The 18,325-nt window shown below is 35.7% G+C and carries 13 protein-coding genes; 5 read left to right on the top strand and 8 right to left on the bottom strand.

Features of this window, described 5'->3' with window-relative positions:
* Positions 1 to 22 precede the first annotated feature (22 nt).
* The 3 genes from aroA to ACFOWA_RS07645 all read left to right on the top strand — a co-directional run bounded on the left by aroA (position 23) and on the right by ACFOWA_RS07645 (position 3,435).
* Positions 23 to 1,291, top strand: coding sequence for a 3-phosphoshikimate 1-carboxyvinyltransferase (aroA, locus tag ACFOWA_RS07635; RefSeq protein ID WP_378983576.1), 1,269 nt, complete (start codon positions 23 to 25; stop codon positions 1,289 to 1,291).
* A gap of 116 nt (positions 1,292 to 1,407) precedes the next feature.
* Complete coding sequence (gene aroC / locus ACFOWA_RS07640) at positions 1,408 to 2,505, top strand: chorismate synthase (protein ID WP_378983578.1); 1,098 nt, start codon at positions 1,408 to 1,410, stop codon at positions 2,503 to 2,505.
* A gap of 189 nt (positions 2,506 to 2,694) precedes the next feature.
* Positions 2,695 to 3,435, top strand: coding sequence for a LytR/AlgR family response regulator transcription factor (locus ACFOWA_RS07645; RefSeq protein WP_378983580.1), 741 nt, complete (start codon positions 2,695 to 2,697; stop codon positions 3,433 to 3,435).
* Between the two features lie 4 nt (positions 3,436 to 3,439).
* On the opposite strand, the gene ACFOWA_RS07650 is transcribed toward ACFOWA_RS07645, so the two are convergent.
* Both ACFOWA_RS07650 and ACFOWA_RS07655 read right to left on the bottom strand, forming a co-directional pair.
* Positions 3,440 to 5,461: a tetratricopeptide repeat-containing sensor histidine kinase gene (locus ACFOWA_RS07650; protein WP_378983583.1), complete on the bottom strand. Its 2,022-nt coding sequence runs from the start codon at positions 5,459 to 5,461 to the stop codon at positions 3,440 to 3,442.
* 563 nt (positions 5,462 to 6,024) lie between these two features.
* The gene (locus tag ACFOWA_RS07655) at positions 6,025 to 8,445 is read right to left on the bottom strand and encodes an alpha-ketoacid dehydrogenase subunit alpha/beta (RefSeq protein WP_378983585.1); all 2,421 of its coding nucleotides are present in this window, start codon (positions 8,443 to 8,445) and stop codon (positions 6,025 to 6,027) included.
* A gap of 172 nt (positions 8,446 to 8,617) precedes the next feature.
* On the opposite strand from ACFOWA_RS07655, the gene ACFOWA_RS07660 reads away from it, so the two are divergent.
* Both ACFOWA_RS07660 and ACFOWA_RS07665 read left to right on the top strand, forming a co-directional pair.
* Positions 8,618 to 9,016, top strand: a complete 399-nt coding sequence (locus ACFOWA_RS07660) for a DUF1573 domain-containing protein (RefSeq protein WP_123205742.1) — start codon at positions 8,618 to 8,620, stop codon at positions 9,014 to 9,016.
* Positions 9,017 to 9,077: 61 nt separating this feature from the next.
* A complete protein-coding gene (locus ACFOWA_RS07665) occupies positions 9,078 to 10,277 on the top strand; it encodes a pyridoxal phosphate-dependent aminotransferase (RefSeq protein ID WP_378983588.1) in 1,200 nt (399 codons plus the stop codon).
* 177 nt (positions 10,278 to 10,454) lie between these two features.
* Here ACFOWA_RS07665 and ACFOWA_RS07670 read toward each other — a convergent pair whose 3' ends face one another.
* From ACFOWA_RS07670 to ACFOWA_RS07695, 6 genes are all read right to left on the bottom strand, one after another.
* A complete protein-coding gene (locus tag ACFOWA_RS07670; protein WP_378983590.1) occupies positions 10,455 to 11,534 on the bottom strand; it encodes a phosphotransferase enzyme family protein in 1,080 nt (359 codons plus the stop codon).
* A gap of 62 nt (positions 11,535 to 11,596) precedes the next feature.
* Complete coding sequence (locus ACFOWA_RS07675; protein ID WP_378983593.1) at positions 11,597 to 12,949, bottom strand: Gfo/Idh/MocA family protein; 1,353 nt, start codon at positions 12,947 to 12,949, stop codon at positions 11,597 to 11,599.
* 52 nt (positions 12,950 to 13,001) lie between these two features.
* Positions 13,002 to 13,550, bottom strand: coding sequence for a discoidin domain-containing protein (locus ACFOWA_RS07680; protein ID WP_378983596.1), 549 nt, complete (start codon positions 13,548 to 13,550; stop codon positions 13,002 to 13,004).
* Positions 13,551 to 13,557: 7 nt separating this feature from the next.
* Positions 13,558 to 14,877, bottom strand: coding sequence for a DUF3472 domain-containing protein (locus ACFOWA_RS07685; protein ID WP_378983599.1), 1,320 nt, complete (start codon positions 14,875 to 14,877; stop codon positions 13,558 to 13,560).
* Positions 14,878 to 14,887: 10 nt separating this feature from the next.
* Positions 14,888 to 16,378 (bottom strand): RagB/SusD family nutrient uptake outer membrane protein, encoded by a 1,491-nt coding sequence (locus tag ACFOWA_RS07690; RefSeq protein WP_378983601.1) that lies wholly within the window; start codon positions 16,376 to 16,378, stop codon positions 14,888 to 14,890.
* 19 nt (positions 16,379 to 16,397) lie between these two features.
* On the bottom strand, positions 16,398 to 18,293 hold the full coding sequence (locus tag ACFOWA_RS07695; protein ID WP_378983604.1) for a SusC/RagA family TonB-linked outer membrane protein: 1,896 nt from the start codon (positions 18,291 to 18,293) through the stop codon (positions 16,398 to 16,400).
* Positions 18,294 to 18,325: the final 32 nt, after the last annotated feature.

Below are 18,325 nucleotides of genomic sequence, written 5' to 3' on the forward strand. Positions count from 1 at the left end.
TTGAGAATAAAACCAATATAAAATGTCAAAAAATGCCTTAGTTTCTTTTAAGGGAGCCAAGAATATACATACGGAAATCCAATTGACAGGCTCAAAAAGCGAATGCAACAGAGCCTTAATTATCAGTGCTTTAAGTAAACAATTAGTTAAAGTAGAGAATTTATCAAATGCAGCCGATACGGTAACATTAAATGGCATACTTAGTACTCTTGAAGAAGAATTGGAAGTAGAAATTGAGGAATCGAAAACCGTAGATGTTGGTCCGGCGGGAACGGCTATGCGCTTTCTTTCTGCTTATCTTTCAGCTAAAAATGGCAATTTCTTGCTAACAGGAACTGAAAGAATGAAGCAACGTCCTATTGGCATTTTAGCTGAGGCTTTAAAAACCATTGGTGCAGATATTTCTTATGCAGAAAACGATGGTTTTCCACCGTTAAACATTACAGGACCTCTGAATCAAAAAACTGCAGAAGTAAAAATTAAAGGCGATATCAGCAGTCAGTATATTTCAGCATTGCTGATGATTGCTCCGACTTTACCACAAGGTTTAACATTAGAAATTGAGGGAGAATTAACCTCAAAGCCTTATGTAGATATGACTTTGGATATGCTGGCGGAAGTTGGTATTGAACATACCTGGAATGAAAATTCGATTTCCATAAAGCCACAGGCATTTAAACCCGGAACTTTGGTTGTTGAGCCAGATTGGAGCGCTGCATCTTATTGGTACAGCATTGCAGCCTTGGCCGATGAAGCTGAAATCAGTCTTCCTGCTTTAAAAGATAAAAGCTTACAAGGTGATAGCCAAATCCAAAGAATCATGAAAATTTTTGGTATCGCGACAAGCAAGACAGCAACCGGAATTTCAATCAGCAACTTAGGTTTATCATTGGAAACTGACCAGGTTTTAGATTTAAAAACTTGCCCTGATTTGGCACAAACGATTATCGTTATTGCAGCTGCATTAGGTAAAAACATGTCGTTTACGGGACTTGAAACTTTAAAAATAAAGGAAACGAACCGCATTGCAGCTTTACAAAATGAGCTGGCAAAAATTGGCGTGACCTTAACTGAAAATAATTTAGTTTACACCTTAAATACAGATGAACTTCATTTCCCTGAAAAAATTACCATTGCGACTTACGAAGACCACCGCATGGCAATGGCTTTCGCTCCGCTTGCTTTATTAATTAAAGAAGTAGAAATTGAAGAAATGCAAGTCGTAGAAAAATCTTACCCGTATTTTTGGGAAGATTTGAAAAAGGCAGGATTTGAAGTGAGAGAGATATGAGAATTGAGACACTAGATGTGAGACTCAAAAACAATAAAAAGAAATATAACAAGATTTAGATATTTTTTGATGGAAAATCTCAAATATAATATCTCAAATCTAACATCTAAAATAAAATGGCAGGCAATTCATTCGGGCAACTTTTTCGCATCACTACTTTTGGAGAATCTCATGGCGTGGCCATTGGAGTAATTATTGATGGCTGTCCGGCCCAATTGGACATCGATATAGATTTTGTGCAATCAGAATTGGATAAGCGAAAACCTGGTCAATCCAAAATTACTACACAAAGAAAGGAAAGTGATACTGTTCAAATTCTCTCTGGTATCTTTGAGGGAAAAAGTACGGGAACGCCAATTGCTCTGTTGATTCCAAACGAAGACCAACGCTCTAAAGATTATGGTCATAATGTTGATGTGTACCGCCCAAGCCATGCCGATTATGTTTACGATGCGAAATATGGTATCCGCGACCATCGTGGCGGCGGACGTTCTTCCGCTCGCGAAACTGCTGCACGTGTAGCTGCTGGTGCAATTGCCAAACTTTTTTTAAAACAACAAGGCATTGAGATTTTTGCGCATGTAACTTCCGTTGGAAAGGTTGATGCTCCAAATTTGGAAAGTAATGACTTATCAGCTTTGCTGAATATTAGAGAAGAAAACATTGTTCGCTGTGCCGACCCAGCTACAGCACACGAAATGATAGAATTTATAGATGCCGTTCGGAAAGATGGCGATACTGTTGGTGGTAAGATTGCATGTGTAATAAAAGGTTGTCCGGCTGGTTTAGGCGAACCAGTTTTTGATAAATTACACGCTGACTTAGGTAAAGCCATGCTTAGCATTAATGCGGTTCACGGGTTTGAATACGGTTCAGGTTTTGCAGGAAGTGAATTATTAGGTTCGCAGCACAATGACATTCCTCAACCAAAAGCATCTGATTCTAAAGTATTCAAAACCACAACAAACTTTGCCGGCGGCATTTTAGGAGGCATTTCGAATGGTATGGAAATTACTTTTAAAGTTGCGTTTAAACCTGTTGCAACCATTATGCACAACCAGCAAACCATTAATGCTGCAGGAGAAGCATCAGAAATTAAAGGTAAAGGTCGCCACGACCCTTGCGTAGTACCTAGAGCTGTAGTAATTGTAGAGGCCATGGCAGCTTTAGTACTTGCAGACCAGTTTTTAAGAAACAAGGTGAGTATTATTTAAAGCTTTGTGGCACAGTAATTTATCGAAGTATATAGAAATTTATTCCTTGACAGAAATAGCTCTATCATTTAGACAAAAATGGTGCAATAAAATATTTCATTTTTCTTGCTTAAGTCTTTAGAAAAAGTCTATATTTAGGTAAAACAATCGTTACAAACACATGTTTTAACTTGTTTAACCATCCCTATAATGAAATACGACTGCGTAATTGTTGATGATAATGAAATAGAACGCGATGCAATTGAAATGCATTTAAAGAAAATTGCATCATTAAATATTTCTGCTATTTGTGATAATGGAATTGAAGCTGCCACATTTTTAACAACCAATAATGTAGATATCGTATTCTCTGATATTGATATGCCTGATTTATCAGGAATGGCGCTTTTAAAAACTTTAAAGCACAAACCTCTTTTTATCTTTATAACATCCTTCAGTGAATATGCCGCAGAGAGTTTCGAATTGGATGCGCTGGATTATATCGTTAAACCCGCAACTTTTGAACGCTTACTAAAAGCCACCAATAAAGCTATTGAGTATATAGAACTTCGAAAAATTGTAGATAACTCTGCTGTAGCCGTACCAAATCCATCAGATGATTATTTCTTTTTCAAAGAAACGAAGGGTATCACAAAATTAAATTACAGCAATGTGGTTTACATAGAAAGCATGGGAGATTTTTCGAAAATTTATACACAAAATGACAAGCACATCATTTTGGTTGGATTAAAAAATTTAGAAAAGCAACTTCCAAATTATTTCTCTAGAGTGCATAAGCAATACATTATTAATGTAAATCACATTTCTACCATTACCGCTCATGAAGTGCATTTAACATCAAACTTTGTTGTACCAATCAGCTCTATAAATCGCCAAGAATTATTAGACACGGTTATTGACAAAAAAACACTATATCGATTTAAAAAATAAGGTTTTAGCATTTTTTTAGCCACAGGGTAAAAGTGCTACCCATATTTTTTTCGGAAGAAACCGTAAGCTTGCTATCCATCAATGCCAAAAAAGTTCTGCATAATAACAAACCCAAACCCGTTCCTTTTTCCTTGTTTGTTCCTGGTGTACTAAGTCCAGCACCTTGATATTCAGATTTATTGATATGGTTCATTTGCTCTATGGTCATACCAATACCTTTATCAATTACCTTAACTTGTAAGCAATCGTTACTAATTTCGGCAGTTAAGGTAACAAGGCCATTTTCTGGAGTAAACTTTATAGCATTGCTTATTAAATTTCTCAGCACTAAAGAGAACATGTTTATATCAGCTTTACAATCAAAGCTTTTACTAATATTATTATTGATGGTAATACGCTTAAAGTCAGCTGTACCTTTTAGTGAACCAATAACTTCCTCAATTACATTATATATATTTAAGCGCTCTAAATACGGATTAAAACCTTGCATTTGACTGGCAGCCCAGTTCAAAAGATTTTCCATCATAGATGATGTATAGGTCAAGCTATTTTTTAGCAAGCCAGCGTATCGATTAAACTTTGCCTGGTCTAAATTTCCATTTTCTAAAAGTTCTATAAAGGCAATTAAAGAGTTTACAGGTGTACGCATATCATGGCTTACTACACTAAAAATCCGATCCTTTACCCTACTCAGCTGTTCAAGTTCTAGCTTTTGCTTGTTTATAATTTTATTAAGTCTGGTGGTTTTGCGTTGATTATAATAAATAAATCCTGATGTACATAAAACTAGTCCGATGGCTGCAAATAGAAATATTTTTAATTTTTCATCATACTTTATTTGTTGCTCTTGTTTAGATATTTGCTTTTCTCTTTTTACAGCTTCAAATTGCGATATTAGCTTTGAACGCTCGAAATCATTACTTTGAATCTTCCTTTCATTTTCCGAATTCTTTTGATTTTGAAGAAACTTTAATCGTTGCAACATTTTCTCCTTGTCGCTCAAATCAAGCTGCTGTTGCCTTAATATTAGTTTTTGATGCTGCTGCCTGGCAAACAAAACCTGGCGTTGTAATACAGCATCAGTAATTTGTTGTTTTAGTTGGTAATCCTTTTCCCTCACTGCAAAATCCAATTCCATTTGTCTTCTGGTTATCTCCCGCTCTTTTTCAGCATTAAATATTTTGTCTTTTACAACCACATATTGTTTGTAATAAGTTAGCGATTCATCATAGTTTTTTAAACCGCTATGCGCCTGGCTAAGTTGTAAATTTGCATCCCTCTCAATATCTAAAAAACTATTTGTATTTGAAATATTTAATGCTTCAGTAAGTAACTTAATTGCATCTTTATATTTTTTTTGATTGTTGTAGAAGTTGCCTAAAGCCTGCAAACTCTCTGCATAAATACGCTTATCAACCGAATTTTTATTAATAGAAATGGAGGTTAAAAAGGATTTTAATGCTAAGTCTTTGGCTCCCAGTCGCTCATAAACCGACCCCAAATTCATCTTAATTATTGCAATTAAATCTTGCTCTACTCTTGCTGCTTCGGCAATTTTTAGCGCTTTGTTTAAATTTTCCAATGCAACTTTTAAATTTTGGTCGGGCAAAATATCCATGCTCATTAATTCTGTAGGGCTAGCATGAAAATAAGCAAGACCAATTCCCATATAAACAACGGCGGCACCTCTGGAAACCTCACCTTTCAGGTTAAAAAGGTTAAGCGCCATTCTTAGGTATTCTAACGCTTTTTTGTGTTGTTCTAAATCTTGATAAATTTCAGAAATGTTAACGTAACAACTACCTAACTCCTCTTTACTGTTGCTTTTAAGGTAAATGCCAACTGCCTTTTGGTTTACAGCCAGCGATTTAGCATAATCTGGAATCATATTATACAACGCACCTAAATCTAGGTACGCACCGGCGGCAAGAATTTGTTCATCGGTTGTAAGAAACTCATTTATGGCCTTCAGGTAATTAATTTCAGCTTTTTGGATATTTGTGTGGCCATGATATAATCGAGCCATTTTTCTGTAAGCCACGCCTGCAAATTTCCTTAAATCAAGTTTATATGAAATTGAAACTACTGTGGCTAAAGTTTCTTCAGCTTTTTCAAAATCCCTTTTCCAAATGTATTGTTGCAGTATCTTTATTGATAAATCAATTTTACCTGAATCTATATTGCGATAAGTTTGATTAAGTTTTTAAAGGCTATCTAAACTTTTTTGTTTATATGTAACCTGTGCCTGAGTTTTACAAGCAAAAACAACAAATACAATGGCAAGAAATATCCTGGAAACTATTATTTTAAGAATTTTATAGCGCCAAGACTCCATTAATTAAACCACAATTTAGATGATATAGTAAGTTGCTGATTTAAGAAATTAGACGCAAGCAAACTTTACGCTTTGATTAGAAATACAGAATAAATTATTTACAGGGACTGATTTGGTTTCTTAAATCAAGGTGTAATATAATTTTTTTCTTTGATATTACTTAAACTAATCTTTTACGGGTGTGTTAGAAACAAAAAATTCTCACCTTCGATTGAGCAAAGGTAAGAATCAATTTAAATGAGTTTTTTATTCAATTAATAAATTGGTGGAAACTTTGATGGGTTTGCCTCATGCATCATTTGGTATATGGTTTCAACCACATCATCAACTGATGGTTTGCTGAAATAATCTCCATCTGAACCAAACGGTGGTCTGTGAGCTTTAGCAGTTAAAGTTTTTGGCTGACCATCTAAATGGAAATATCCATTTTGTTTTTCTAAAATTTGTTGAAGAATATATGCTGAAGCACCTCCAGGAACATCTTCATCAACCACTAAAAGCTTATTGGTTTTTTTTAAAGATGATGAGCAAACGTTGTTTATATCAAATGGCAACAAAGTTTGAGGATCAACAATATCCAACGATATTCCGAAAACCGCCAATTCTTCTGCTGCTTCCTGTACAATTCTCAAGCTAGAACCGTAAGATACAACTGTAATGTCGGTACCTTCTTCAATAACTTCGGCATGCCCCAAAGGAATAGTAAATTCGCCTATATTATTTGGCAATTTTTCTTTTAAGCGATAACCATTTAAACATTCGATTACTACGGCTGGTTCATCTGCCCTAAAAAGTGTATTGTACATACCTGCAGCTTGAGTCATATTTCTCGGAACGCATAAATGTAAACCACGTAAAGAGCCTAAAAGCATACTAATTGGAGAACCTGAATGCCAAACACCTTCTAAACGATGACCTCTGGTTCTAACTATAACTGGCGCTTTTTGAATACCCTTGGTTCTGTAAGATAAAGATGCCAAATCATCGCTCAATACGTTTAAAGCAAATATTAAATAATCTAAATATTGTATTTCTGCAATTGGTTTTAAACCACGCATAGCAAGTCCAATTCCCTGACCCATAATGGTCATTTCTCTGATACCTGTATCGGTTACCCTTAAATCGCCATATTTGGTTTGTAATCCTGCAAAACCTTGGTTAACATCACCAATATTACCTAAATCTTCACCAAAAGCTACCAAACGTTGGTCGCGGGCAAAGTTTTCATCAAAACAAGCATTTAAAATTTCACGCCCATCTACCATTTTAGAAAATTCATCATAAACAGCATGTACAACAGAAATTTTTTCAGGGCTATCTTTGCCACCTGTATGTAGTTTAGAATTGTATCTGTTATAATTTAATTCATCCTGGTTTTGATACCATTTTAACAAATCTTCGCGTTCTGTCGAATTTTGTTTTGATGATAAACGTATTGCTTTTCGGGCCGCCACAAATATTTCTCTACGTTGCGCATCGGCGGTTGAAGCCAGTTGAGATGAAATTTTAGCAAGCTCTGGCTGGTTTTTTGCCATCGCCGAAATAAAATCAACTACCTGTTTTTGTTCGGGTTTCATGCTATCTAAAAACTCATTCCAAGCTTCCTTTTGTGCATTTCTAACAAAAACTTTCGCAGCCTTTTCTAGTTCTATAAGTTCTTCTTCTGATACGATAGCAGATTCAAGCATCCACTCACGCATTTTTAAAATACAATCGTGCTCGCTTTCCCAAGATAATCTGTCTTTTGATTTGTATCTTTCGTGAGAACCAGATGTACTATGTCCTTGTGGTTGAGTAAGTTCTGTAACGTGAATTAGAACTGGAACATGTTCATCCCGGCAAACATTTATTGCTTTTTCGTAAACCTCGCATAACGCCGGGTAATCCCAACCTTTAACTTTATAAATTTCGTAACCAGCATTATTTTCATCACGCTGAAAACCCTTTAAAACTTCAGAAATATCCTCTTTAGTGGTTTGGTATTTAGCGGGAACGGAAATTCCATAAGCATCATCCCAAATTGAAATTGCCATTGGCACCTGTAAAACGCCCGCAGCATTAATGGCTTCGAAAAATACACCTTCTGATGTTGATGCATTACCGATTGTGCCAAATGCTACTTCATTTCCATTAGCCGAAAAATTCTTTAAATAATCGAGTTCTTTATTGTTTCTATATAATTTTGATGCATAAGCTAAACCAACCAAACGAGCCATTTGACCTCCAGTTGGGGATATATCTGATGAAACATTTTTGATTTTTGTCAAATCATTCCAGCTTCCATCTTCATTAATTGATTTTGTAGCAAAATGACAGTTCATTTGCCTTCCGCCAGAAAATGGATCAGCACCATCAGTTGGATTGGCATATAATTGAGCAAAAAATTCTTTGATTGTTGAAATACCGGCCGCAAAAGCAAATGTTTGATCGCGGTAATAACCTGAACGCCAGTCGCCATTTTTGAATGCTTTAGCCATTGCAACCTGCGGCACTTCTTTACCATCGCCGAAAATGCCAAACTTTGCCTTCCCTGTTAATACTTCCCTGCGACCTAAAACACTGGCCTGCCTACTTTCGTACGCAATTTTATAATCGTTAATAACAATTGATTTAAAATCGTTAAAACTCAGTTCAGCAGCATCAATAGAGTTGGTTGTCAGTTTTTCATTCTGCATCGTAATCAAATATTGGTTGTGGCAAATATATACAAAATTAAAAGTTTGCCTTTACCAAGAACTGTAAAATTATATATGGGTAAAGAAATATATTTGGAATAGTTTTTGTTTTAGTATATAAATATTAAATTTGTTATAACGAAAAGTACAAATAATATAGCAACACATAAACATGAAAAAGATATTAGTATTATTAACATTTGCAATGGGTTTTGGTTTGATGGCTAATGCACAAACTGCTGCTAAACCTGCTGAATTTAAATTTGAAGCAGAAACTCATGATTTTGGTAAAATTACGGTTAACAAACCAGTAACTTACGATTTCAAATACACCAACGTTGGAGAAGAGCCTTTAATTATTACAAAAGCAGAAGCAAGTTGCGGTTGTACTGTACCAAAATATACTACGGTACCATTAAAAAAAGGTGAAACTGGTACAATTTCAGTTACATTCAGCGCTGCTGGTGCACCACAACCTTTTACTAAAACAGTTACTGTAACATCAAATGCTAAAACTCCTGTAAAAGTGCTTTACATTAAAGGCGAAACTGTAGCAGCTGCATCAAAATAATATTTACCCAATAATATTTTAAAAGTCTCGATTTTAATCGGGACTTTTTTATTTTTACGCCATGCCAAAAATTTCACAAAAGGGTGTGCAGATGCCTGCATCGCCAATCAGAAAGTTAACGCCATTTGCAGATAAAGCAAAAAAAGATGGCAAAAAGGTTTTTCATTTAAATATTGGTCAACCAGATATTGAAACACCTGAAGGAATGTTAAACGCCATTAAAAATATAGATTTTGATGTTTGGGCTTATACACCATCAGAGGGTACATTAGCTTACCGTGAAAAACTGACCGAATACTACAACAAACTAGGTTATAACATTAAGTCCGAAAATATATTGGTTACGGTTGGTGGTTCTGAAGCAATTACCATTGCAATGCAAACCTGCGTAAATGAAGGTGACGAGATTATCATTCCAGAGCCGTTTTATGCAAATTATAATGGTTTCGCTTGCATGAGTAATGTTGTAGTTAAACCTATTTTATCGTACATAGAAAATGGATTTGCATTGCCTCCAATTGCAGAGTTTGAAAAGTTAATTACCGAAAAAACTAAGGCTATAATTATATGTAATCCAAATAACCCAACTGGTTATTTATACTCGAAAGATGAATTAGAAGCTTTGAAAACGCTCTGTTTGAAATATGATTTATTCTTATTTTCTGATGAAGCCTATCGTGAATTTTGTTATGATGGACGGGAGTTTATCTCACCTATGCATTTAGCTGGCTTGGATGAAAATGTTGTAATTATGGATACAGTTTCGAAACGTTACAGTGCTTGTGGTGCTCGTTTAGGCTGTTTAATTACGAAAAACAAAGAAGTGATTGCCTCGGGTTTAAAGTTTGCGCAGGCAAGATTAAGTCCGGGAATGGTAGAGCAAATTGCTGGCGCAGCAGCTGTTGACACACCAGATAGTTATTTTGAAAAGGTAAATACCGAATATACATTACGTAGAGATACCTTGGTTAATCGGTTGAATAGTATCGATGGTGTGTTTTGTCCAAATCCGGGTGGGGCTTTTTATGTGGTTGCTAAATTCCCTATTGATGATTCGGATAAGTTTTGCCAATGGATTTTAGAAGATTTTAACCATGAAAACCAAACTGTGATGATGGCACCAGCTACAGGTTTCTACTCTACTCCAGGTTCGGGTAAAAATGAGGTCCGCATGGCTTATGTTTTAAATACAACGGATTTAAATAAAGCAATGGACTGTTTAGAGATTGCATTGAAACAATACCCGGGACGAGTTGGGTAAAATTTAAATTAAAGATTTTATTTTTTTCAGATTTTAAGTGAGGTCATATTGAAACATTATGGCATTAATAACAAGTTGACTCGTTATTAATGCCTTAATGTTTTATAAAATTTCTAAAAGTTTTAGTGGAATTAAAGTTATTTGCAGAGTGTATCATGAAAAATGAGTTTTTTTTATCTAAATACTTTGCAATTTTAGTTCATGCTCATAATCACTAATAACTTGCTCGAAATTGGCTACAGATTTGGTGTATTTTGTTAATAATACCAATTGATTTTTAGCTCGCATTAAATTGTGTTCTGGATGAAAAACCGGATAATAAATATCGTTGTTTAAATAGTCAGTTAAAAATCGAAGGGCTTGCATATAAATCATAAACTGACCGCTGTATATAAACAATTGCATTTCTGTATGGGTTAAGCTGCGCCGCATTTCTTCCATATACCCCTTGTAAATCGCTAAAAATACATCGGCCCGAACAATAATTTTATCAAACAACGTTTCTTCCTCATTTGCAGGCGACAAATATGTTCTCATCATATCACCAACATCGCTAATAAAATAGCCAGGCATTACCGTATCCAAATCGATAACTCCAATTCCTAAACCAGTATTTATATTTAAAAGCACATTATTTATTTTGGTGTCATGATGAATTACCCTGGTTTTTAGTTTTTGTTCGGCTATAAGTTCTTCATATTGTTTTGCAATCCATAAAAAGTTATTTGCACTTTCAATCTCTGCCTTTGCGGTGCTTAACTTTTGTGGATTTGCGTTTTTTAAAGCATCAAAAAATTGCCGCTCCCTAAGGCTAAGGTTATGAAAATCAGGTATGGTAACGTTTAAATTTTCAGTGTGATAAGCTTCTAAAACTCTTGTGAATTTACCAAATTGTTTGGCAGCATGATATGCCTGCTGCGATTCAGTAACCGTATCGATAGTAAAAGAATTTGGAACAAAAGGAAAGAGCCTGTAAACAGCTCCATCCTTTTCAAAAAGTGTTGCTTCGGTAATCGTTTTTAATGGAGCAATAAATAAATACTGTGGTGCAATTCTATCCAGATAATCCTTTAACATTAATGTATTTTCTGCAATAAGCTGAGGAAACTGAAATACATTTGTATTCACTTTTTGTAATATGTATCGTTTGCCATTAGTAGAAACTTTCCAGGTTTTGTTTATCAAACCATTACCAAAAGCTGCAACCTCACATTTTTCAGCGTTTAGTCCGTAAGCTGTTAAAACTTCTTCAATCATTAACTTATTATTTGTATTGCAGGTATTTATTTATTTGCCGTTCTGTAGATTTACAAACCGAATTAAAAGCCGCTATCATCAATTGCGAAAGTATTTTTTCTTTCTTTCCATTTACCTTTTGTAAAATCAGGAAACTTCTGTGGCATGTTTCCTTCTTTAAGTGATTTTGTAGAAAGCGGAACAATAACACTCATCGTCACAGAATCATAAACATCAATTGGGGTTTGTTTTTTCTGTTTAACCGCTTGAATAAATCCATTAAACACAAACCAATCCATACCACCATGACCAGCACCAGATGCTTCTTTTTCATATTTTTTCCAAAGTGGATGATCGTATTTATCAAACCATTCTTTTACAGGTTGCCACCTATCATCCCCTTTAGAATTTTTTTCGATGTAGATTGATTTGTTTACATCCATCCAGATACCATCGGTACCTTGCACTCTAAAACCAATAGAATATGGCCTTGGTAAATGCGTATCGTGACTTAACAGCACGGTTTCTCCATTTGCACAGTTTAATAAAGTGGTGGTAACATCGCCATTTTTATAGTTTATTTTTGAGTTTGGATGGCCAGGAGCTAAATCATCCACGTAGGCTGCCAAGCCACGTGCTTTCGAACTAAATGAAACTAAATTGGTAAATCGGTTCCCTCTGTTGATGTTGGCATACTGCATGATTGGTCCTGCCCCATGGGTTGGGTATAAATCACCGTCCTGATCGATATTAAATTGAGTTCGCCATTGTGCCTCACTTAAAGCATTTGGTCCGAATTCAACTCCGCCACCATAATAATCTTTACCGTTGTTAAATAATACATTTCTTAAATTATGCTGGTAACCGCCTTCTAGATGGATAAGTTCTCCAAATACACCTTGTCTAACCATATTTAGTGCAGCCATTACATCTCTACGATAGCAAACATTTTCCAATGTCATGTAAGGCATACCTGTTTTTTCAGATGTATTTACTATATCCCAATGGTCTTGAATGCTTAATCCGGCAATAACCTCACAACCTACATATTTGCCAGCTTTCATGGCATCAATTGCCTGCTCTTTATGAAATTGCCAAGGCGTGGCGATAATAACTGCATCGATATCTTTCCTATCGAGCATTTTTTTATAGGCATCTACACCGCCGGTGTATTCAACAGCTGCTGGTCTGCCTTTTTTTGCAATAAATGATCTGCAAATTTTTAATGAGCGTTCTTGTGTATCGCAGATTGCAACAATTTCTACATCATCACGAAGTGTTCCTTCGGAAATGTGACTCATACCACGGGCACCAACACCAATATATCCAAGCCTAACTTTTGAAGAATCACTTGATGCAAATAAACTCCCGGTAGGTAAAATGGTTACACCAGCAGCAGCAATTGTACTGTTTTTAATAAATTCTCTACGCTCCATTATTTTTTAATTTTTTAGGTAAATTTTAGATTTATCAATTATTTAATATTAATTATTTTACGGTAAACACATCAATTTCTGCTAAAAAAGTATGCCTTGTTGTACCTGTCTGACTTTCGAGAGCGGTTAATTTTAAATATCGATAAGCGTTAGCAGCCGAAACCTTAAAACTTTGCGGGTCGTTAGTAATGGCGAAATTAAATGTACCAAGACTTGTAAATGTAGTTCCGTTTGTGCTACCCTCTAGCGAAAACTTTTTCATACCACTTCTATTCGGCGTGGCAGCTTGCCTGTTCGTAACTACAACGGTAACCAACTTATAATCTTTTTTCATATCGATTAACACCCAATGCGGGTAATTAGGATTGGTTACAGAATAGTCGGTATGCCAGTAAGTGGCAATGTTATTATCGAGCAAAGCTGATGCTTTGCCTGTGTTTTCAAACCCATCGGGAGTTTCGCTATCTGCGGTTGCCGTCCAGCTGGTTTTATCTGCTTTAATTGCTGTAGATTGATCTTCAAATAAAACACCATCAGCTTTATCACAAGAAGTAATTAGTAAGGTAATACCTGCAAGCAGGCTTAATACAACTTTTTTCATATTGATATTATTTTTTAGGAAGGTTGTTAAAATTAATTTCGGGTTTTACGCCAGTTGTAGTCCGGGTAAAATTTTGGTTGATAGGAACATAATCATCAAAAAAACCACCATTTTTTAAATAGAAATTTCCATTGTCGATTCCACCTGCATAATCCATTCTTTGCTTATTCTTTGCAGTTGCATCGCCAGTTAATGTAGCGGCTTTAATTTCGGTCCAGGTGCCATCGCTGCTGCAAATCCATTGGTTATTGGTTTGCATTTTTCTACCCATATATCCGTTGTAGTCATAAAAATTCTCCAGAAACGAATGCAAACCTATTAAATAAGTATTAGTAAGCGGCCTTTTCCAAGTACACATGTAGCGCCAATTATTGGTTTCTGGGTCAAAGAACCAAGCCGAGTAAAGGGTATTTCCTGTACCATCAGGCTTCGCCTGAGTTAAAAATTTATAAGTTACACCAGCTTTCCAGTTAAATGTAATATAACTTTGACCCCCAGTTCCTTCATTACCAAACCGTTGTATGGTTACGCCTTCACCTTTTGATATGGCTTCGGTTATACCATTACTTGGGTCCCATACAGAAAACAAAATCCATCTATCATTTTCTCTGCTTAGAATTCCGAAATAGCCTTGCCCGAAACCATTTGCCATAAAATAAGAACCCGGCTTATCTTCTCCAACAGGAACCGTAAGTTCATTGTAAAACCATTCTATATTAGTTGAGCTCGGCAATGTGTAGGATAAGTGAACAGACGGGCCTCTTCTAGACCAATAATAATTTTCAGGATCGTTAGCAAAAATTAAATTAGCAGCCGATGAGCCTGAAACAATTAAATCAGAAATTTCTCCAAAACTATTTCCTGTTTTTGAAATGCCTTGAATTTCTACTTTTACGTAGCCTTCTTTGGCAATGTTTACCTTGCCAACATAAACATTTTTAACATCAGTATTTGTGGCAGTTACTTTATTTGTAGTTCCATTAACGGTTACCTTAAATTCGCTTTTTCCATCAGGAACTTTTAACTTAAGCCCTAGTTTAAGCGCTCCACTTTGTTGCGCTCTAAAATATACTACACAGATGGTTTTATCACTATTCCAGTTGATTAAGCCGGTTTTGGTAATCTCTTCCTTTCCACCCGCAGCTTTTGTTTGGATAAAAGCATTTCCGCCAAAAGGTACCACCACACCATCAATAGTTTCAACAGGCTCAATCTTAGGTGTTTCAATAATGGCATTCTTTTTACAAGCAAACGTTATCGTAACTAGTAAAAAAAGTATTGATGTTAAATAATATTTAAACCCAGCAGTTGTTATTAGCTTTTGCATATTTTTTGGATTATGGGTTTTGTATTAAAGCCGGGTTTTTATTGATTTCTGTAAGAGGGATGAAAGAAACTACGCGATTATCAAAGGCTGTTACTGTTTGGTTAACATTACCGCTTACTGCATGCGTGCCAGGGTAATTCCTTATCATCGATTTTCCGTTTCTAAATAAATCATAAGCTCTTTGTCCTTCAAATGCAAGTTCCATCCATCTTTCTTCTAAAACCACATCGAGTACAGTTTTACCAGATGCAGCAACAGAAGCAATGGTTAGGGAAGGAATTCCTGCACGTGTGCGTATCACATTTACATCATCTAATGCCAATTGGTTATTATTTAACTTTGCATTTGCCTCTGCCCTATTTAAGTACATTTCTGCTAAGCGCAGGTAAACAGGTGAGCTTAAATTAACAATTCCTTCTTGCAAATTATATTTATTGATGTAATGCATCGGTGTATTTGGTGTAAGCTTTGTGTTATTTTGAACGACACCATTTACACTATAAGTAGAAATAAAATTTAAACGCTTATCTGTAGGGTTTGAGGAAAGGAAATCGTAATATTTTTTAGATGCATAAATTTCTCCCCAACCACTAAAAGCCTGGTTTTGCGCAACACCATTTCCATCGCCACTAAAATACATCGAACCAATTGCAGAGTAACCTCTATCTTCTGTTTTGATGTGTCTGGTGCAAAAAATAGTTTCTTTGTTGCCTTCAGGCGCCGAACGGAAATAAGTTTGATACTCAGAACCTTGCAAAAGTGCATACCTACCCGATGAAATAACTTTATTAGCATATTCAATTGCCTTTTGATTATTTTCCTGATAAAGATAAACCCTTGATAATAAAGCAAAAGCAACTTCTTTTGATGCAAAAGGATTCGTTTTTGAAACAGTCATTAAATCTGCTGCCTTAATTAAATCGGCGATGATAAAATCATACACATCTTTAACTTTGCTACGCGGAAGTGTAAGCTTTTGCTCATCTGTTAAGCCTTCTTTTAAAATTGGAATACCAGCGTTATCTCCTGAGTTTTGATAATAAGGGCGACCAAAAATCCGTACCAGATTGAAATGCATCATGGCTCTGATATAAAGGTTTTCGCCCTTTAATTGCTTTAAATCGCTAGTTGAATTATCATCTATTACCTGAATAATTTTATTTGCGGCACCGGCAGCTTTGTAAGATTGGCTCCAGAAGAGTGATGCGTGAGACGAATTTATTAAGTGTGTGTATTTGTAAAGGTTTGTTAAATCATCAGAAGAGTTTTGACCTTGAGCAATTTCATCAGATGGAAATTCGGTAAGGAAATGCCCACTTCTAACATAATTAAGATCCTTAAATAAGGCATATGTACCTATAGTTGCGGTTTCAATATCACCGGCATTTGTTAATGCAGAGGTTTCATCAATTTGAGTTGAAGGAAAATATTCTTTTCTACAAGATGAAGTGCCTAAAACCGTAGTTAAAATAGCTGCTAGAATTATATTATTCTTTTTCATAACATGAACAGGATTAGAATTAAAAAGAAACATTGATGCCGAACATAAATTTGCGGCTGGTTGGATATTTGATGCTTGAATCGCCGCTTGCTAAATCTACCTCCGGGTCGGTTCCCGAGAATTTGGTTAGTGTGTATAAGTTATCGCCGCTAATAAAAATTCTTGCATTTTGCAGGTAAAGTTTTTTAGCAAAAGTGCTTGGAATGTTGTAGCCTAGGGTAACATTACGCAACCTTAAATAACTTCCATCTTCTAAATAACGTGTTGAAGACTGGTTTGATGCATCAGAACGACCAAACACAGGTTTCGGATGTGTAACGATATCGCCTGGTTTCTCCCAACGCGACCAACCCTTAGCCAATTGCATTTGATTATAGCTTTCGTATAAACCATCGTTATCAAAGTAAAAACGACTTGTATTATACACATAATTACCATACACAAAATTTAAAAATGTGCTTAGCGTAAAGGATTTATAAGTGAAAGTATTGCTTAAACCACCAGTAAATTTCGGTGCCGCAGATTTTCCTGTATATACCCTCGAAGCCAAATTGTAGGTATTGGTATAAAGTACATAGCTATTTCCATCGGCATCACTTATTGCATTTTGCCACAAAGGCTTGCCATCAGCCGGATCTACACCTGCCCAAACCGGCATAAACCATTCATCCATATTATGCCCAACCCCAATTGGCTGTGTTGCACCTGCATAAACCTCACTTCTACCCTGATTTACTTCTAAAACTTTATTTCTATTTAATGCAATATTGAAATTGGTTTCCCATGTAAAATCTTTCTTTACAATGTTTTTCAAGGTAATGTTAAGTTCCAAGCCTCTGTTTCTAATTACACCAACATTCTCGTAAACGCCACTGTAACCTGTGGTTGCTGGTAATTCTCTGAAGAAAAGTAATGACGAATTCTTTTTCTCGTAAGCATCTAAGCTGATATCAATTCTTTTAAAAATCGTTATATCTAAACCTAAGTTAACTGATTTTGATTTTTCCCAGGTTAAATTTGGGTTGGCCATTTGGCTTGGTGCTGCTCCTGGCAAACCAGCGTAACTTGCAGATGAGTTAATGTTATATAAACCCATTGAAGCGTAATAACCAATTCCATCGGCATTACCTGTTGTACCATAACTTGCACGAAGCTTTAAGAACGTTATGGCTTTTAAGGGCTCCATAAATTTTTCTTTGGTGATTATCCATGATGCTCCAAGTTGATAAAAAGTAGCATCAGGATTGTTGCTACCGAACCTCGATGAGTATTCATTTACTACAGAAGCTACGGCAAAATATTTATCTGCGAAGCTGTAATCTGCCTGTGCCAAGTATTTTATAAATTGATAATTATCATAGCCACCAGTCGGATTATTTATGATATCAGTAGCCGTACTAAAGGCATCTCTACCTGCAGGCAAACCTTTAGCGCTTGAACTGTTGGCATCAGAATAGCCCTTTTCTATTTCTCCTACAGCTAAAACACTTAAATTATGCTGGCCAAAATTTACATTATACTTTAATCTGTTTGATGATAATAGCGTTGATGAAAACGAGTTTCCTAAATATGCGCTACCATTATTTACTGCACCATCTTTTGTTCTTTTATCATAATAAGAACTGCTACGGTAGTTATAAATGTCGGCACGATTGTAAGTTGATAAGGTTAAATTATCTAAAATATTGTAATCTAAATTTAAATCGGCTGTTGTTCTGTAACTCCTGGCTTTAGAGTAGTTGTACTGCAGTGAGTGCAGAAAGTTAGACCTATCGCGACCATACCATGTACCGAATCGGGCATCAACAGGTGTTCCATCTGCATTGTACGCAGGGTCGTAAGGTAAGTTCAAATAAGCCTGGTAAACTGTTCCAGCAGAGTTGTAATTATCGTTAACGTACAAACCATTTAGCAAAGCCGTAAGCTTTAGTTTTTTAGTAAGTTGCG

It is taken from the genome of Pedobacter lithocola, assembly GCF_042650845.1.
In the GTDB taxonomy this organism is placed as follows: domain Bacteria; phylum Bacteroidota; class Bacteroidia; order Sphingobacteriales; family Sphingobacteriaceae; genus Pedobacter; species Pedobacter lithocola.

What these genes read in the sequence shown, in the direction of transcription:
- aroA (WP_378983576.1), top strand. Translation starts at nt 23, where the DNA reads ATGTCAAAAAATGCCTTAGTTTCTTTTAAGGGAGCCAAGAATATACAT.
- aroC (WP_378983578.1), top strand. Translation starts at nt 1,408, where the DNA reads ATGGCAGGCAATTCATTCGGGCAACTTTTTCGCATCACTACTTTTGGA.
- ACFOWA_RS07645 (WP_378983580.1), top strand. Translation starts at nt 2,695, where the DNA reads ATGAAATACGACTGCGTAATTGTTGATGATAATGAAATAGAACGCGAT.
- ACFOWA_RS07650 (WP_378983583.1), bottom strand. Translation starts at nt 5,461, where the DNA reads ATGGCTCGATTATATCATGGCCACACAAATATCCAAAAAGCTGAAATT.
- ACFOWA_RS07655 (WP_378983585.1), bottom strand. Translation starts at nt 8,445, where the DNA reads ATGCAGAATGAAAAACTGACAACCAACTCTATTGATGCTGCTGAACTG.
- ACFOWA_RS07660 (WP_123205742.1), top strand. Translation starts at nt 8,618, where the DNA reads ATGAAAAAGATATTAGTATTATTAACATTTGCAATGGGTTTTGGTTTG.
- ACFOWA_RS07665 (WP_378983588.1), top strand. Translation starts at nt 9,078, where the DNA reads ATGCCAAAAATTTCACAAAAGGGTGTGCAGATGCCTGCATCGCCAATC.
- ACFOWA_RS07670 (WP_378983590.1), bottom strand. Translation starts at nt 11,534, where the DNA reads ATGATTGAAGAAGTTTTAACAGCTTACGGACTAAACGCTGAAAAATGT.
- ACFOWA_RS07675 (WP_378983593.1), bottom strand. Translation starts at nt 12,949, where the DNA reads ATGGAGCGTAGAGAATTTATTAAAAACAGTACAATTGCTGCTGCTGGT.
- ACFOWA_RS07680 (WP_378983596.1), bottom strand. Translation starts at nt 13,550, where the DNA reads ATGAAAAAAGTTGTATTAAGCCTGCTTGCAGGTATTACCTTACTAATT.
- ACFOWA_RS07685 (WP_378983599.1), bottom strand. Translation starts at nt 14,877, where the DNA reads ATGCAAAAGCTAATAACAACTGCTGGGTTTAAATATTATTTAACATCA.
- ACFOWA_RS07690 (WP_378983601.1), bottom strand. Translation starts at nt 16,378, where the DNA reads ATGAAAAAGAATAATATAATTCTAGCAGCTATTTTAACTACGGTTTTA.